Genomic DNA, 15,161 nt, shown 5'->3' with positions numbered 1-15,161 from the left:
ATGGAATTGGTCATTGTCGGTTTGATCGCGGCCGGAATCCGTCTCAGCGTGTCAATTGCATTTGCCGCACTGGGCGAGGTCGTCAGCCAGCGTGCCGGGGTCATGAACGTGGGCCTGGAAGGCATTATGCTCTTTTCGGCGTTTTTGTCGGCGCTGTTTGCGGTGTATACCGGTAACCCGTGGTTCGGGGTTTTGGCGGCCATCATTGGCGGGATGGCGCTCGGGGCCTTGCATGCGGTGTTTTCGATTGCGCTGGGGGCCAACCAGATTGTGTCGGGTCTGGCGCTGGTCGTGCTGGGCGCCGGGTTGTCGGGGTTCGGTTATCGTCTGACTATCGGCAAGTCGCCCGTGTCCATTCCGTCGTTCTCGTCGATTGATTTCGGGCCCTTGTCCGACCTCCCCTATATCGGGCCGATCCTGTTTGGTCAGAATGCATTGGTGTACCTGATGGTCGTCATAGCATTCTTCCTGTTTTATTTTCTCAAGCGAACGTCCTTCGGGCTTGAGTTGCGGGCCTGTGGTGAAGCGCCTGCGGCTGCCGATGCCGCCGGTATTCGTGTCAATGCCTATCGTTTTGTGGCGGTAGTGTTTGGTGGCGCGATGGCGGGTTTGGGTGGCGCTTTCCTTGTTTTGGGTCAGGTCAATGCGTTTGTCGAGGGCATGGTGGCGGGGCGGGGGTTTATTGCGATTGCCTGCGTGGTCTTCGGGGCCTGGCATCCATTGGGCGTGTTGGCGGCGTGTCTGGGTTTCGGGTTCGCCGATGCCCTGCAAATTCGTCTTCAGACCTGGTATCCGGCGGTGCCCTATCAATTCTTTGTCATGCTGCCGTACGTGCTCGCTTTGTTGACGCTGGTCTTTTTTGCCAGTCGTTCGGTGGGGCCTGCAGGTCTGGGCGAACCGTTCCGCTCGCTACGCCGGCACCTGAAGGTTTGACGCCCGCCGTGCTGTGTCTGGTGTACGTTGAGAATAATTCGATTCAGTTTTTATATAATTCAGCGCATGTCGAATACAGACTTCACTCCGCCAAACCTGGGCCTTGATCGCAATGTTGCGTTTCAAATGGCGTCGATCATTTATCGTCTCGAGCAAGACTTGCGCGACAGTTCGTTGCGCAAACTGGACATTACCTACGTTCACTTCCGGGTGCTGCAGTATTTGCTTGAAGAAGACGGCAAGCCCATCGGCGACATTGCACGTGCCATTGTGGCCAAGCCCGCTGTCTTCAGCCGTGTCATCGACCAGATGGAGCAGCGTTCTTTGGTGCGTCGTGCGCCTGATCCCGATGACAATCGTCTGACACGGGTTTACCTGACGGACAGCGGTCGTGAAAAATATGCCCAGGCCTGGCCGGCTGCGCATCGTATCATCAACTTTGCCCTCGAAGTCCTTACTCCCCAAGAGCGGGAAAGCCTCGAGATATGCCTCAAGAAGATTGGTGAGCATGTCTGTTTTTAAGCGGGTTGTTGCCGGGTTGACGAATAACTTGTTCTTGGTGTATTGACCGTTATCCGGCCTTCATGCTAAAGTGGCAAGCTATCCGAAAAATTTGTTTGGCCATGGTATAAGCTTTGCCAGTTTGCAGCCTTGGCCGGCAAGCAGCAGCTAATCGGATTTTGCTGCAAGACCCGCTCTTTTACGTTTGTTGTATGCGTTTGGGCGGTTTTGCGTAAACCGCCCTTTGTTGTTTCTGGGCGCTGCTAGCTCTCGAAGCAAGCCGGGGTGCCCGGTTTGCGCTTCACAACGTAAAAATCGTACGCAAGTACATTGAAAGGACGCGTTAAGGTCATGCCAACCATTAGCCAACTCGTGCGTAAACCGCGCGAAGCCACTCGCGCCAAGAGCAAGAGCCCTGCTCTTGAAAACTGCCCACAGCGCCGTGGCGTGTGTACCCGTGTGTACACCACAACTCCCAAGAAGCCTAACTCAGCGCTTCGTAAAGTCGCCAAAGTTCGTCTTACCAACGGTTTCGAAGTCATTTCGTACATCGGCGGTGAAGGCCACAACCTGCAAGAGCACTCGGTGGTTCTCGTGCGCGGTGGTCGTGTAAAAGACTTGCCTGGTGTTCGTTACCACATTGTCCGTGGCTCGCTCGATTTGCAAGGTGTCAAAGACCGCAAGCAAGCTCGTTCGAAGTACGGTGCAAAGCGCCCTAAAGCTGGTAAGTAAAAATCAGGCCAGATTGTCTGGCCCGCTCAGTGCAGCTATGGCATAAGGCCATGGCATGTAAGTGGCCATTTATGTATGAATGGTCGTGGCCGTGCAAGGCACGGTACAACTGAACTGTCACAAGGAAATATTAAAATGCCTCGTCGTCGCGAAGTACCCAAACGTGAGATTCTGCCCGATCCTAAATTCGGTAGCGTTGAACTCGCCAAATTCATGAACGTTGTTATGTTGTCCGGTAAAAAAGCTGTCGCAGAACGTATTATTTACGGCGCGCTTGAGCAGATCCAGGCTAAAACTGGCAAAGAGCCCATCGAGGTCTTCAATACCGCCATCAACAACATCAAGCCTATCGTCGAGGTGAAAAGCCGCCGCGTGGGTGGTGCGAACTATCAAGTGCCTGTTGAAGTGCGCCCTGTGCGCCGCCTGGCACTGGCCATGCGCTGGTTGCGTGAAGCAGCCAAGAAGCGTGGTGAGAAATCGATGGATCTGCGCCTCGCCGGTGAATTGCTTGACGCTTCCGAAGGTCGTGGCGCCGCAATGAAGAAACGCGAAGACACGCACAAAATGGCAGAGGCCAACAAGGCCTTCAGCCATTTCCGTTGGTAATCTAAGGACACACAAATGGCCCGTAAAACCCCAATCCAGCGTTATCGCAACATTGGTATTTCTGCGCACATTGACGCAGGTAAAACCACAACCAGCGAGCGCATCCTTTTCTATACAGGCGTCAGCCACAAAATCGGTGAGGTGCACGATGGCGCCGCCACGATGGACTGGATGGAGCAAGAGCAGGAACGCGGTATCACTATTACTTCGGCAGCTACAACGGCTTTCTGGAGTGGTATGGGCAACAACTACCCCGAGCACCGTATCAACGTTATCGACACCCCGGGCCACGTTGACTTCACCATTGAAGTCGAACGCTCCATGCGTGTGCTCGACGGCGCCTGCATGGTGTATTGCGCGGTGGGTGGCGTTCAGCCCCAGTCCGAAACGGTATGGCGCCAGGCCAACAAGTACGGGGTTCCCCGTCTGGCCTTCGTCAACAAAATGGACCGTACCGGTGCCAACTTCTTCAAGGTCTACGATCAGCTGAAGCTGCGTCTGAAAGCCAACCCTGTACCTGTCGTTGTGCCCATCGGTGCTGAAGACAACTTCAAGGGTGTGGTTGACCTGATCAAGATGCGGGGCATCATCTGGGATGAAGCCAGCCAGGGCATGAAGTTCGAGTACATCGACATTCCGGCTGAACTGGTTGACGTGGCCAATGAATGGCGCGAAAAGCTGGTTGAATCGGCGGCTGAAGCCAACGAAGATCTGATGAACAAGTATCTCGAAACCGGCGAGCTGACCGAAGAAGAGATCCAGAAAGGTCTGCGTTTGCGTACCATCGCTTGCGAAATCCAGCCCATGCTGTGCGGTACGGCATTCAAGAACAAAGGCGTTCAGCGTATGCTCGACGCGGTGATTGACTACCTGCCCTCGCCAATCGATATTCCTCCGGTCGATGGTCAAGACGACGACGGCAACCCCGTTACTCGTCCGGCCGACGACAAGGCACCGATGTCGGCGCTGGCATTCAAGCTCATGACTGATCCGTTTGTCGGTCAGCTGACGTTCATCCGCGTTTACTCGGGCATTCTGAATTCCGGCGACACCGTGTTCAACTCGGTCAAAGGCAAGAAAGAACGCATTGGCCGTATTCTGCAAATGCACTCGAACAACCGTTCCGAAATCAAGGAAGTGGTTGCCGGTGACATCGCGGCTGTGGTTGGCCTGAAAGACGTTACCACGGGTGAAACCCTGTGCGATATTGACAATCACGTCATCCTCGAGCGCATGGAGTTCCCCGAGCCCGTCATTTCGCAGGCTGTCGAACCCAAGACCAAAGCTGACCAGGAAAAAATGGGCCTCGCGTTGTCGCGTCTGGCACAAGAAGACCCTTCGTTCCGTGTCCGCACCGACGAAGAATCGGGTCAAACCATTATTTCCGGCATGGGTGAATTGCACCTCGACATCATCGTTGACCGCCTCAAGCGTGAATTCGGTGTCGAAGCCAACGTGGGCAAGCCTCAAGTGGCCTACCGCGAAACCATTCGCAAAACCTGCGAAGAGATCGAAGGCAAGTTCGTCAAGCAGTCGGGCGGTCGTGGTCAGTACGGTCACGTTGTCCTCAAGCTCGAGCCCTGCCTCCTGGCGGCGGTTACGAATTCGTCGACGCCATCAAGGGCGGTGTGGTTCCTCGCGAATACATCCCTGCGGTTGATCGCGGTATTCAGGAAACACTGCCGGCCGGCGTTATTGCAGGCTACCCCGTTGTTGACGTCAAGGTTACGCTGTTCTTCGGTTCGTACCACGATGTTGACTCGAACGAAAACGCTTTCCGTATGGCGGCTTCCATGGCCTTCAAAGACGGTATGCGCAAGGCCAGCCCCGTGCTGCTCGAGCCCATGATGGCCGTTGAAGTCGAAACGCCTGAAGATTACGCTGGTACGGTCATGGGCGACCTGTCCTCACGCCGCGGTATGGTTCAGGGCATGGACGACATGGTCGGCGGTGGCAAGATTATCAAGGCTGAAGTTCCCCTGGCCGAGATGTTTGGTTATGCAACCAGTTTGCGTTCGCAAACCCAGGGTCGCGCAACCTACACGATGGAGTTCAAGCACTACGCTGAAGCTCCAAAGAACGTTGCTGACGAAGTCGTTAGCGCCCGCAGCAAGTAATGATGCAGTCCCTGCCCACACGGTGTGGGCAGGATAAATTTTTTGTTTCCTTGAAAACTCATAGGATAAGACATGGCAAAAGGTAAGTTTGAGCGGACCAAACCGCACGTAAACGTCGGCACAATCGGCCACGTTGACCACGGCAAAACCACGCTGACCGCAGCGATTTGTACCGTATTGGCTAAAGAGTTCGGTGGCGAAGCCAAAGACTACTCGCAAATTGACGCCGCTCCTGAAGAGAAAGCACGCGGTATTACGATCAATACTTCGCACGTCGAGTACGAAACCGCAGATCGTCACTACGCTCACGTTGACTGCCCCGGCCACGCCGACTACGTCAAGAACATGATTACCGGTGCGGCCCAGATGGACGGCGCGATTCTGGTGTGTTCGGCTGCTGACGGCCCCATGCCCCAGACCCGCGAGCACATCCTGCTGAGCCGCCAGGTTGGCGTGCCTTACATCATCGTGTTCCTGAACAAGGCTGACATGGTTGATGACGAAGAGCTGCTGGAGCTGGTCGAAATGGAAGTGCGCGAGCTGCTGTCCAAATACGACTTCCCCGGTGACGACACCCCGATCATCAAGGGTTCGGCCAAACTGGCTCTGGAAGGCGACGAAGGCCCTCTGGGCAAACAAGCCATCCTGAAACTGGCTGAAGCCCTGGACTCCTACATTCCTACGCCTGAACGTGCGGTTGACGGTACCTTCCTGATGCCGGTTGAAGACGTGTTCTCGATCTCCGGTCGTGGTACGGTGGTGACTGGCCGTATCGAGCGCGGTATCGTCAAGGTCGGCGAAGAGATCGAAATCGTCGGTATCAAAGACACTGTCAAGACAACATGTACTGGCGTTGAAATGTTCCGCAAGCTGCTTGACCAAGGTCAGGCTGGCGATAACGTCGGTATTCTGCTGCGCGGCACCAAGCGTGAAGACGTTGAGCGTGGTCAGGTTCTGGCCAAGCCCGGTTCGATCAAGCCGCACACCGACTTCACCGCCGAGGTGTACATTCTGTCCAAAGACGAAGGTGGCCGTCACACGCCGTTCTTCAATGGCTACCGTCCCCAGTTCTACTTCCGTACGACTGACGTGACCGGTACCATCGATCTGGGCGCAGACAAAGAAATGGTTCTGCCCGGTGACAACGTGTCGATGACCGTCAAGCTGATCGCTCCGATCGCGATGGAAGAAGGTCTGCGTTTCGCGATTCGCGAAGGTGGCCGTACCGTCGGCGCCGGTGTTGTTGCCAAGATTATTGCTTGATTCAGCAATAGCCTAACCACCCAGGGTAAAGGGCATGCGCCCTTTACCTTTATCGTTCTTTAGGACTCTCCATGAAAAACCAGAAAATCCGCATCCGCCTGAAAGCCTTTGATTACAAACTGATCGACCAGTCTGCTGCTGAAATCGTCGATACAGCCAAGCGCACGGGTGCGGTTGTGCGTGGTCCCGTACCACTGCCAACACGTATTCGCCGCTACGATTTGTTGAGCTCGCCTCACGTCAACAAGACAGCGCGTGATCAAATGGAAATCCGCACACACCAGCGCCTCATGGATATTGTCGATCCTACCGACAAAACTGTTGATGCCCTGATGCGTCTTGACTTGCCTGCCGGCGTTGACGTCGAAATCGCGCTGCAATAAGTTCACCTGCCTGGCAAGCTTGTTTTGCCCGTCAGTTCAAACGCCATGCATCAGCATGGCGTTTGTCATTTTCCGCCAGGTGCAATTGGCGCGCCCTGCCTGTTTGGCTTAAACGGGACAGTTGCATGGTGCCTCTTGCGTTCCGGGCACATCGCCAAAAGGTTTCAGCGTCCTCCTATGTCTTTGATTCTTGATCCGTGGTTTTATCTTGTTGCCATTCCCGGTGTTCTTATTGTCGGTATTGGTAAAGGGGCTTCGCCGGAGGCCTGGGCATGCTGGCCGTACCCCTGATGGCCTTGACGGTATCGCCGGTACAGGCTGCCAGCATCATGCTGCCGATCTTGTGTGTCATGGACATCACGGGTTTGCGTGCCTGGATCAGCACCTGGAATACCTCGCTCATGATGAAGCTCATCCCGGGTGCAATGCTGGGTACACTGATTGGTTATCTGACGTTTGAGTACGTCAGTGACGCCGCTCTGAAGTTGCTGCTGGGTGTCATGGCGATTGTGTTTACGCTGAACCATTGGTCCAAGCGCTGGCGTACTGTAAAACCCAGGGTCGAGGCATCGGCGCTGGCCGACCATTTGCAGGGCGGCTTCTGGTCAGGCCTGTCGGGCTTTACCAGCTTTCTGGCGCACGCGGGTGCGCCGCCCCTGATGATGTACCTTTTGCCCAAACAGCTCGACAAACGGCTGATGGTGGGTACGGTTACCATCTTTTTTGCCATCGTCAATTACGTCAAATTGGTGCCTTATGCGGCACTGGGGTTGTTGGATGCAACCAACCTGGGTACGTCGCTGGTGCTTTCGCCGCTGGCCGTCATCGGGGTGAAACTGGGCATCTACCTGCATGACAAGATCAGCCCGGTCCTGTTCTTCCGACTGATGTATCTTTTCCTGTTTGGTACAGGCGTGAAGCTGATGTGGGACGGTGTTGCCGCAAGCCTGTGATGCAGAGCAGGCACGGGGGCAGACTGTGCAAAAGCCATGGGCCCCCAAGCGTGCAAAACAAGGGTAATTTCAGGTCGGTGATTCTGGCCTGACTTCATGCAAGCGAAGCGGGTGCACCATTGATATACACTGTTTTCACGGCCCGATCATCGGCCAGCGTCATCAGTACGAACATGACCTCTTCGATCGAGTTGCAATAACTGTCGCGAAACTTCAGCAGTGGTGTCGAGTGGCGGTCAAGCACCACAATGTCGGCATCATGACCGGCAGCGATCGACCCGATGCGGTGCTCAAGGTGCAGGGCGTTTGCCGCGCCGCGCGTGGCCAGGTAGAACGCCTTGATTGCCGACAATGAATACCCCCAAGCTGCCCGACTTTATAGGCCTCGCCCATGCTGCGCAGCATGGACAGCGAGGTGCCTGCCCCCACATCAGTGGCCAATCCGGTGCGAACGGGCAACAGGCCGGCCTCGGGTTCACAGGTGCGTGCAAAATCAAACAGGCCGCTGCCCAGAAACAGATTCGATGTCGGGCAATGCGTCACGCTGGCATCGGCTTCGGCCAATCGTTGCCATTCTGAGGCATCGACATGAATGGCGTGCCCGTACAGCGCCCGCGGTCCAACCAGGCCATAGTGGTCATAGACATCCAGGTAACCCTTGCGCCCTGGAAACAACGACTTGACCCATGCAATTTCATCGTGGTTTTCGCTTAAATGGGTTTGCATATAGGTTGTGGGGTTGCCCTTCCATAGCGCCCCGACGGCTTCAAGTTGTGCCGGCGAGCTGGTGGGTGCGAAACGCGGGGTAATGGCGTAGTGCAATCGGCCTCTTCCGTGCCATGCATTGATCAGTGCAAGTGAATCGTCGTAGCCAGACTGAGCCGTATCCAGCAAGGCGTCTGGTGCATTGCGATCCATCAGCACCTTGCCGGCAATCATGCGCAGGTCGCGTTTTTCTGCGGCTTCGAAAAACGCCTGTACCGAGGCCGGGTGAACCGTGCAATACACGGCAGCCGTTGTTGTGCCGGACCGCAGCAGTTCGCAAATGAAGGTGTCAGCGACTGTACGGGCGTATGTCAAGTCGGAATACTGTTGCTCGGCGACGAACGTATAGGTATTGAGCCAGTCAATCAGCTGGGCGCCATACGCCCCGATCATTTGCATCTGGGGATAGTGCACATGCGTGTCAATGAAACCCGGCACCATCAGGGCATCGGGGTAATGGCGTAGCGTGGCGCCAGCCAGAAGGGGTGACGTGCATCCCAGGGGCCAGCGAACTCGATCAACCCGTCCCGGCAAATGATCAGGCCGTCAGACTCATACTGCAGGGCGTCTTGCCCGTCTGTGAACGGGTTGCCCCGAAAGGTAATGAAAGCGCCGCGCAATGCCGTGCGTAAAAATGAACTGGCCATACCATGACTCCGTAACTGGGGCGTGACCGGGCCCCTGTGACGGGAACCGGACGTCGCACGGCCTGCGTGTTGGCTGTTGTGCAACGCTAAACTATTGTGATACTTGCAAAAAACGCGCTTGACATGCTAAAGTAGCAAGCTTAGCCAAAAAAGCATTGCTTTGGCAATTGTGGTTGTATTTTTGGTTTAAACAAGAATTGTGGCTTCGGGCCAGGGCAGCTGCCGTTAAAAGTAGCTGTTGTGGCGCGTTTTCACGTAATTTAGCCCCGACCAATCGTAGTCGGGAATGGAGAAAATGATGTCGAACTCGACACCTACGCCTGCCGCGCATCGGCTTGGCCTTGTAGGTCGCAAAGTTGGCATGACCCGTATCTTTACCGAGGAAGGCGAGTCCATCCCCGTAACAGTACTGGACGTGTCCAACAACCGCGTCACGCAAGTCAAGACCCCTGAAGTTGATGGCTATGCGGCTGTGCAAGTTGCATACGGTACACGTCGCGCTTCCCGCGTGACCAAGCCGGTTGCCGGGCATTACGCCAAAGCTGGCGCTGAAGCCGGCAGCATCCTTAAAGAATTCCGCCTTGACCCTGCAAAAGCCGCCGAATTTACGGCTGGTTCCGTTGTGGCTGTTGAAAGCGTTTTCGAAGCAGGTCAAAAAGTTGACGTTACAGGCACAACCATCGGTAAGGGTTTCGCCGGTACCATCAAGCGTCACCACTTTGGTTCGCAACGTGCGTCACACGGTAACTCCCGTTCGCACCGCGTGCCTGGTTCTATCGGTCAGGCTCAAGATCCGGGCCGTATTTTCCCCGGCAAGAAAATGGCTGGTCACCTGGGTGACGTAACCCGCACTGTTCAAAATCTTGACATCGTTCGCGTCGACGCAGAACGCGGTTTGTTGCTGGTCAAGGGCGCTGTCCCTGGCCACAAGAATTCCGACGTTATCGTTCGTCCGGCCATCAAGATGTCGGCCAAGAAAGGGGCGTAATCAATGGAACTCAAGCTCCTGAACGAACAAGGTCAATCGGCCGCTACTTATGCAGCGCCCGACACCGTCTTCGGTCGTGATTTCAACGAAGCGCTGGTTCACCAGATCGTCGTTGCTTTCCAGGCCAATGCACGCAGCGGTAACCGCGCGCAAAAAGACCGTGCCGAAGTCAAGCACAGCACCAAGAAGCCCTGGCGCCAGAAAGGTACCGGTCGCGCTCGTGCTGGTATGACATCCTCGCCGATCTGGCGCGGAGGTGGTCGTGCATTCCCGAACTCGCCCGACGAAAACTTCTCGCAGAAAGTCAACAAGAAAATGTATCGCGCAGGCATCCGTGCGATCCTTTCCCAGTTGGCTCGTGAAGACCGTATCGCCGTTGTTGAAAGCTTCGATCTCGAGTCTCCCAAAACCAAGCTGGCAGCTGCCAAGCTCAAGGGCATGGGCCTCGATTCGGTACTCATCATCACTGATACCGTCGACGAAAACGTTTACCTCGCAACCCGCAACCTGCCTCACGTTGCTGTTGTCGAACCGCGTTATGCCGATCCGCTGTCCCTGATCCACTACAAAAAAGTGTTGATCACCAAGCCGGCTATCGCTCAACTCGAGGAGATGTTGGGATGAACGCCGAACGCTTAATGCAAGTTATCCTGGCTCCTGTCGTGACTGAAAAGTCCACGTTCGTTGCCGAAAAAATCAGCAAATCGCTTTCCGCGTTGTAGCCGATGCTACCAAGCCTGAAATCAAGGCCGCGGTCGAGCTGCTCTTCAAAGTCGAAGTCGATTCCGTTCAGGTCCTGAACCAGAAAGGCAAACAAAAGCGCTTCGGTCGTTTCGTCGGTCGCCGTCGTAACGAACGTAAAGCCTATGTTTCGCTGAAAGAAGGTCAGGAACTCGACTTTACGGAGGTGAACTAAATGGCACTCGTTAAAGTCAAACCGACCTCGGCTGGTCGTCGTGGCATGATCAAGGTTGTGTCGCCCAATCTGCACAAGGGCGCTCCCTACGCACCATTGCTCGAAAAGCAATCGCGTGGTTCCGGTCGTAACAACAATGGTCACATCACGGTACGTCACCGTGGGGGTGGTCACAAGCAGCACTACCGTCTGGTCGACTTCCGTCGCAACAAAGATGGTATCGCCGCCAAAGTTGAGCGTCTGGAATACGACCCCAACCGTACTGCTCACATTGCGCTGCTTTGCTACGTCGATGGCGAGCGCCGTTACATCATCGCTCCTCGTGGCCTTGAAGTCGGTGCAACGCTCATGTCGGGTAAAGATGCCCCTATCCGTGCCGGTAACACATTGCCTATTCGCAATATCCCGGTCGGTACCACCATCCACTGCATCGAAATGTTGCCTGGCAAAGGTGCTCAGCTGGCGCGTTCAGCCGGTGCATCCGCTGTCCTGATGGCTCGTGAAGGTGTCTACGCTCAGGTGCGTCTGCGCTCTGGCGAAGTCCGTCGCGTTCATATCGACTGCCGCGCCACCATTGGTGAAGTGGGTAACGAAGAACACAGCTTGCGTCAAATCGGTAAAGCCGGTGCCATGCGCTGGCGCGGTATTCGTCCGACAGTTCGTGGTGTTGCCATGAACCCGGTCGATCACCCGCACGGTGGTGGTGAAGGACGCACAGGTGAAGGTCGTGAACCGGTCAGCCCATGGGGTACACCGGCCAAGGGCTATCGCACTCGTAGCAACAAGCGCACAGACAACATGATTGTCTCGCGTCGCAAGCGCAAGTAAGGGGCGTACATAATGGCACGTTCGATTAAAAAAGGCCCATTCGTCGACGATCACCTGATCAAAAAGGTTGATGCGGCCGTCGAAGGCAAAGACAAAAAGCCGATCAAAACCTGGTCGCGCCGTTCCACCATCCTGCCCGAGTTCATTGGGCTGACGATTGCTGTGCACAATGGCCGCCAGCACGTTCCCGTTTACATCAACGAGAACATGGTCGGTCACAAGCTCGGCGAGTTCGCGCTGACCCGTACATTCAAGGGCCACGCAGCGGACAAAAAGTCCAAGAGGTAAGTGATGGAAACTACTGCAATTATCCGTGGCGTCCACATTTCTGCGCAAAAAACCCGTCTGGTTGCCGACATGATCCGTGGCAAATCAGTCGCACAAGCGCTGAACATCCTGACGTTCACACCCAAAAAGCCGCGGGCATCCTCAAGAAAGCGCTTGAGTCCGCTATCGCCAACGCCGAGCACAACGACGGCGCTGACATCGACGAACTGAAAGTCACTACGATTTATGTAGACAAAGGTGAGTCCATGAAGCGTTTCTCCGCCCGTGCAAAAGGTCGTGGTAACCGTATCGAGAAGCAGACTTGCCACATTGTGGTCAAAGTCGGCGCTTAAGGAGTCGCAATGGGACAAAAAGTACACCCGATTGGGTTCCGCCTCGCGGTTAACCGCAACTGGACTTCGCGTTGGTATGCTGACGACAAGGCCTTCGGCGGTATGCTCGCCGACGACATCCGCGTTCGTGAATACCTGAAGAAAAAGCTCAAATCCGCCTCGGTGGGTCGCGTCGTTATCGAGCGTCCTGCCAAGAATGCCCGCATCACCATTTACTCGGCTCGTCCGGGTGTGGTTATCGGCAAGCGCGGTGAAGACATTGAAAGCCTCAAGGCCGATCTTCAGCGTCTCATGGGCGTGCCTGTTCACGTCAATATCGAAGAAATCCGCAAGCCTGAAACCGATGCCCAGCTGGTCGCTGATTCCATCGCTCAGCAGCTCGAAAAGCGTATCCAGTTCCGCCGCGCTATGAAACGCGCCATGCAGAACGCAATGCGCCTGGGTGCCCAGGGCATCAAGATCATGAGCTCGGGTCGTCTGAACGGTATCGAGATTGCCCGTACCGAGTGGTACCGTGAAGGCCGTGTGCCTCTGCACACCCTGCGCGCCCACATCGACTACGCAACGTCCGAAGCCGCGACAACCTACGGGATCATCGGTATCAAGGTATGGGTCTACAAGGGCGACATGCTGCCGAACGGTGATTTCCCGGTCGAAACAGCAGCGCCTCGCGACGACGAGCGTCGTCCTCGCCGTGCCCCGCGTGGTGACCGCCCTGAAGGCCGTCGTCCCGCCGGTGGTCGTGGCCGGGCGCCTCGTAAGCCTGATGCTGCGGCGGCAGCACCAGCTGAAGGAGAATAATTATGTTGCAACCGTCACGCAGGAAATACCGCAAAGAGCAGAAAGGCCGTAACACTGGCCTGGCAACTCGCGGTGCTCAAGTATCGTTCGGTGAATTCGGTCTTAAAGCCACAGGTCGTGGCCGTCTGACCGCTCGCCAGATCGAATCTGCTCGTCGTGCGATCAACCGTCACATCAAACGTGGCGGCCGTATCTGGATCCGTGTCTTCCCCGACAAGCCAATTTCGCAGAAACCTGCTGAAGTTCGTATGGGTAACGGTAAAGGTAATCCGGAATACTGGGTCGCTGAAATTCAACCTGGCAAGGTAATCTACGAAATGGAAGGCGTCAGCGAAGAAATCGCGCGTGAAGCGTTCCGTCTGGCCGCTGCCAAGTTGCCGATTTCCACGACGTTCGTTTCACGTCGTATCGGCGCCTAAGGAGATCTTATGAAAGCCAGCGAACTCCGTTCCAAAGATTCCAAAGAGCTCCAGACCGAGCTCGAGAGCCTTCTGAAAGCACAATTCGGTTTGCGTATGCAACGTGCTACTCAGCAACTCTCCAATACCAGTCAGTTGGGTAAAGTACGTCGCGACATCGCTCGTGTGCGCACTCTCCTGACTGAGAAGGCAGGAAAGTAAAATGAGCGAAACTCAAAACACCACCAAGCGTCAGCGTACGCTGATTGGTAAAGTTGTCAGCAACAAGATGGATAAAAGCGTTGTCGTTCGCGTCGAGCGCCGCGTCAAGCATCCTGTGTATGGCAAAATCGTCGTCCGCTCTGCCAAGTACATGGCGCACGATGAAGCCAACCAGTACAACGAAGGCGACACCGTTGAGATCGCAGAAGGCCGTCCTATCAGCCGTAACAAGGCCTGGACAGTCACTCGTCTGATCGAAGCAGTGCGTATCGTTTAAGTTGCATCCGGACAGTACGTGTTGTTTGCGTACTGCCGGTTTCAGCCGGTACAGCAAAAAGCCCGGGGCTAACGCCTTCGGGCTTTTTGTCGTCTGAAGGTATGTTTGGCCCGATGCCAGACGAACAGGTCGTCCAGGGCGAAAGTCGTCAGGCCCTGAGCTGGAAGTTATCGACCATTTGGTCCACCAGGCTGCGCGCCGATACCGACAGGCTGTCATAGCTTCGGATGCAGATGTGCATTTGCCGGTCAGCCCAGGGCTCGTCCAGTTCAATGATATGCAGTCGAAGGGCTTTGGCGTGCGCTTCGGCAATGCGACGGGGCAGCAGCCCGATACCCAGACCGGCCTCAACCATCAACGTTTGGGCACCATAATTTTGTACGAGGAAGCGGATTTGCCAACGCTGGTCGGTGGCCATTGCTGCTCTGGTCAGCTGCAGGTTGAGCTGACTGCCCTGCGGCAGGCCGATATACATGTAAGGCAAGGTGTCGGCGAAGGTGATTCGGGCCTGTCCGGACAGGGGTGATCGATTGGCGTGATAATAACCAATTGATCGCTTTGATAAGGAAGGTACTCGACACCATCAAGGGGTTCATCGACGACAAGCAGACCGATGTCGGCGGCATTGTCTGCAATGGCTTGCGACACCTCGCTGCTGAGCGCTTGCGTCAGGTCAATGCGTATGGCCGGGTTCGAGGCCAACCACACTTTCAGTTCCGACGGCAGAAATTCGTTGATTGCCGACATGTTGGCATGGATGCGCACATAGCCCCGTGCTCCCGAGCGATAATCATGCATCTGCATCTGCAGGCTTTCCAGCTCATTCAGTACCCTGTGCGACCGGCTGATCAGCATCTGCCCGGCGTCGGTGGGTTGCAGGCCGCGGTTGCTGCGCTTCACCAGGGCAACACCCAGCGCCGCTTCCAGATCGGCAATGCGCCGGCTGACGGCCGCCGCAGCAATATGTTCGCGTTCGGCCACGGCGCTTATGGTGCCTTCGTGCATGACCTGGACGAACAGCTTCAATGATTTGGGGTCAATGGTCATGGATCGCCTGTTGTGGTGATTTATCATCGTATTTTGCGATGATGCTTTCGAAAATTACAGCTTTACGTCCTGAGTTTTTCCAAGCATCATGCTGGAAAACGATAACACAGCGCTTCTGGCATAACAGAAATTCCTTGTCTTGCCAGTGGTCGCGAACCCGATGT

General features: G+C 55.6%; 15 protein-coding genes and 5 pseudogenes. 18 read left to right on the top strand and 2 right to left on the bottom strand.

Annotated features, from left to right (window positions below; genetic code table 11):
* The 8 genes and pseudogenes from N7E01_RS08290 (at position 1) to N7E01_RS08255 (ending at position 7,488) form a co-directional block, all read left to right on the top strand.
* Positions 1–933: an ABC transporter permease gene (locus N7E01_RS08290; protein ID WP_289175505.1), complete on the top strand. Its 933-nt coding sequence runs from the start codon at positions 1–3 to the stop codon at positions 931–933.
* A 66-nt stretch (positions 934–999) separates the two neighbouring features.
* Positions 1,000–1,455 carry a MarR family winged helix-turn-helix transcriptional regulator gene (locus tag N7E01_RS08285; protein WP_289175503.1) on the top strand — a complete coding sequence of 152 codons (456 nt, stop codon included), beginning with the start codon at positions 1,000–1,002 and terminating at the stop codon, positions 1,453–1,455.
* Between the two features lie 330 nt (positions 1,456–1,785).
* Positions 1,786–2,166, top strand: coding sequence for a 30S ribosomal protein S12 (gene rpsL, locus N7E01_RS08280; protein ID WP_093971862.1), 381 nt, complete (start codon positions 1,786–1,788; stop codon positions 2,164–2,166).
* A 135-nt stretch (positions 2,167–2,301) separates the two neighbouring features.
* The gene (rpsG, locus tag N7E01_RS08275; RefSeq protein WP_289175500.1) at positions 2,302–2,772 is read left to right on the top strand and encodes a 30S ribosomal protein S7; all 471 of its coding nucleotides are present in this window, start codon (positions 2,302–2,304) and stop codon (positions 2,770–2,772) included.
* A gap of 15 nt (positions 2,773–2,787) precedes the next feature.
* Positions 2,788–4,889: pseudogene (gene fusA, locus N7E01_RS08270) on the top strand (elongation factor G).
* Positions 4,890–4,961: 72 nt separating this feature from the next.
* Positions 4,962–6,152 (top strand): elongation factor Tu, encoded by a 1,191-nt coding sequence (tuf, locus tag N7E01_RS08265; RefSeq protein ID WP_289175498.1) that lies wholly within the window; start codon positions 4,962–4,964, stop codon positions 6,150–6,152.
* A 71-nt stretch (positions 6,153–6,223) separates the two neighbouring features.
* Positions 6,224–6,535 (top strand): 30S ribosomal protein S10, encoded by a 312-nt coding sequence (gene rpsJ / locus N7E01_RS08260; RefSeq protein WP_289175496.1) that lies wholly within the window; start codon positions 6,224–6,226, stop codon positions 6,533–6,535.
* A gap of 272 nt (positions 6,536–6,807) precedes the next feature.
* Complete coding sequence (locus tag N7E01_RS08255; protein WP_289175494.1) at positions 6,808–7,488, top strand: sulfite exporter TauE/SafE family protein; 681 nt, start codon at positions 6,808–6,810, stop codon at positions 7,486–7,488.
* 94 nt (positions 7,489–7,582) lie between these two features.
* On the opposite strand, the pseudogene guaD reads toward N7E01_RS08255, so the two are convergent.
* Positions 7,583–8,900 (bottom strand): annotated as a pseudogene (gene guaD, locus N7E01_RS08245) (guanine deaminase).
* A 298-nt stretch (positions 8,901–9,198) separates the two neighbouring features.
* On the opposite strand from guaD, the gene rplC reads away from it, so the two are divergent.
* The 10 genes and pseudogenes from rplC (at position 9,199) to rpsQ (ending at position 13,950) form a co-directional block, all read left to right on the top strand.
* Complete coding sequence (rplC, locus tag N7E01_RS08235; protein WP_289175769.1) at positions 9,199–9,888, top strand: 50S ribosomal protein L3; 690 nt, start codon at positions 9,199–9,201, stop codon at positions 9,886–9,888.
* A 3-nt stretch (positions 9,889–9,891) separates the two neighbouring features.
* Positions 9,892–10,512: a 50S ribosomal protein L4 gene (rplD, locus tag N7E01_RS08230; protein WP_289175490.1), complete on the top strand. Its 621-nt coding sequence runs from the start codon at positions 9,892–9,894 to the stop codon at positions 10,510–10,512.
* A pseudogene (gene rplW, locus N7E01_RS08225) lies at positions 10,509–10,804 on the top strand (50S ribosomal protein L23). The gene rplD and the pseudogene rplW overlap by 4 nt, the downstream one beginning before the upstream one ends.
* The gene (gene rplB / locus N7E01_RS08220) at positions 10,805–11,632 is read left to right on the top strand and encodes a 50S ribosomal protein L2 (protein WP_289175489.1); all 828 of its coding nucleotides are present in this window, start codon (positions 10,805–10,807) and stop codon (positions 11,630–11,632) included.
* Positions 11,633–11,644: 12 nt separating this feature from the next.
* Positions 11,645–11,920 carry a 30S ribosomal protein S19 gene (gene rpsS, locus N7E01_RS08215; protein ID WP_093971149.1) on the top strand — a complete coding sequence of 92 codons (276 nt, stop codon included), beginning with the start codon at positions 11,645–11,647 and terminating at the stop codon, positions 11,918–11,920.
* Positions 11,921–12,252 (top strand): annotated as a pseudogene (gene rplV, locus N7E01_RS08210) (50S ribosomal protein L22).
* 9 nt (positions 12,253–12,261) lie between these two features.
* Positions 12,262–13,053: a 30S ribosomal protein S3 gene (rpsC, locus tag N7E01_RS08205; protein WP_289175486.1), complete on the top strand. Its 792-nt coding sequence runs from the start codon at positions 12,262–12,264 to the stop codon at positions 13,051–13,053.
* A 2-nt stretch (positions 13,054–13,055) separates the two neighbouring features.
* Positions 13,056–13,472, top strand: a complete 417-nt coding sequence (gene rplP / locus N7E01_RS08200; RefSeq protein ID WP_289175484.1) for a 50S ribosomal protein L16 — start codon at positions 13,056–13,058, stop codon at positions 13,470–13,472.
* Between the two features lie 9 nt (positions 13,473–13,481).
* The gene (rpmC, locus tag N7E01_RS08195) at positions 13,482–13,673 is read left to right on the top strand and encodes a 50S ribosomal protein L29 (protein WP_289175481.1); all 192 of its coding nucleotides are present in this window, start codon (positions 13,482–13,484) and stop codon (positions 13,671–13,673) included.
* Position 13,674: 1 nt separating this feature from the next.
* Positions 13,675–13,950 (top strand): 30S ribosomal protein S17, encoded by a 276-nt coding sequence (gene rpsQ / locus N7E01_RS08190; protein WP_289175479.1) that lies wholly within the window; start codon positions 13,675–13,677, stop codon positions 13,948–13,950.
* A 148-nt stretch (positions 13,951–14,098) separates the two neighbouring features.
* On the opposite strand, the pseudogene N7E01_RS08185 reads toward rpsQ, so the two are convergent.
* Positions 14,099–14,955, bottom strand: a pseudogene (locus N7E01_RS08185) (LysR family transcriptional regulator).
* Between the last annotated feature and the right edge of the window lie 206 nt (positions 14,956–15,161).

The organism is Neopusillimonas aromaticivorans (genome assembly GCF_030344915.1).
In the GTDB taxonomy this organism is placed as follows: domain Bacteria; phylum Pseudomonadota; class Gammaproteobacteria; order Burkholderiales; family Burkholderiaceae_B; genus Neopusillimonas; species Neopusillimonas aromaticivorans.
Note: the sequence above shows the minus strand (reverse complement) of the source record. Positions and strands in the feature narration are given on the sequence as shown.

Excerpts from the sequence above, each read along its gene's own strand:
- rpsL (WP_093971862.1), top strand. The coding sequence starts at position 1,786 with ATGCCAACCATTAGCCAACTCGTGCGTAAACCGCGCGAAGCCACTCGC.
- rpsS (WP_093971149.1), top strand. The coding sequence starts at position 11,645 with ATGGCACGTTCGATTAAAAAAGGCCCATTCGTCGACGATCACCTGATC.
- rplB (WP_289175489.1), top strand. The coding sequence starts at position 10,805 with ATGGCACTCGTTAAAGTCAAACCGACCTCGGCTGGTCGTCGTGGCATG.
- N7E01_RS08255 (WP_289175494.1), top strand. The coding sequence starts at position 6,808 with ATGCTGGCCGTACCCCTGATGGCCTTGACGGTATCGCCGGTACAGGCT.
- rpsQ (WP_289175479.1), top strand. The coding sequence starts at position 13,675 with ATGAGCGAAACTCAAAACACCACCAAGCGTCAGCGTACGCTGATTGGT.
- rplD (WP_289175490.1), top strand. The coding sequence starts at position 9,892 with ATGGAACTCAAGCTCCTGAACGAACAAGGTCAATCGGCCGCTACTTAT.
- rpsJ (WP_289175496.1), top strand. The coding sequence starts at position 6,224 with ATGAAAAACCAGAAAATCCGCATCCGCCTGAAAGCCTTTGATTACAAA.
- N7E01_RS08290 (WP_289175505.1), top strand. The coding sequence starts at position 1 with ATGGAATTGGTCATTGTCGGTTTGATCGCGGCCGGAATCCGTCTCAGC.
- rpmC (WP_289175481.1), top strand. The coding sequence starts at position 13,482 with ATGAAAGCCAGCGAACTCCGTTCCAAAGATTCCAAAGAGCTCCAGACC.
- tuf (WP_289175498.1), top strand. The coding sequence starts at position 4,962 with ATGGCAAAAGGTAAGTTTGAGCGGACCAAACCGCACGTAAACGTCGGC.
- rplC (WP_289175769.1), top strand. The coding sequence starts at position 9,199 with ATGTCGAACTCGACACCTACGCCTGCCGCGCATCGGCTTGGCCTTGTA.
- N7E01_RS08285 (WP_289175503.1), top strand. The coding sequence starts at position 1,000 with ATGTCGAATACAGACTTCACTCCGCCAAACCTGGGCCTTGATCGCAAT.
- rpsG (WP_289175500.1), top strand. The coding sequence starts at position 2,302 with ATGCCTCGTCGTCGCGAAGTACCCAAACGTGAGATTCTGCCCGATCCT.
- rplP (WP_289175484.1), top strand. The coding sequence starts at position 13,056 with ATGTTGCAACCGTCACGCAGGAAATACCGCAAAGAGCAGAAAGGCCGT.
- rpsC (WP_289175486.1), top strand. The coding sequence starts at position 12,262 with ATGGGACAAAAAGTACACCCGATTGGGTTCCGCCTCGCGGTTAACCGC.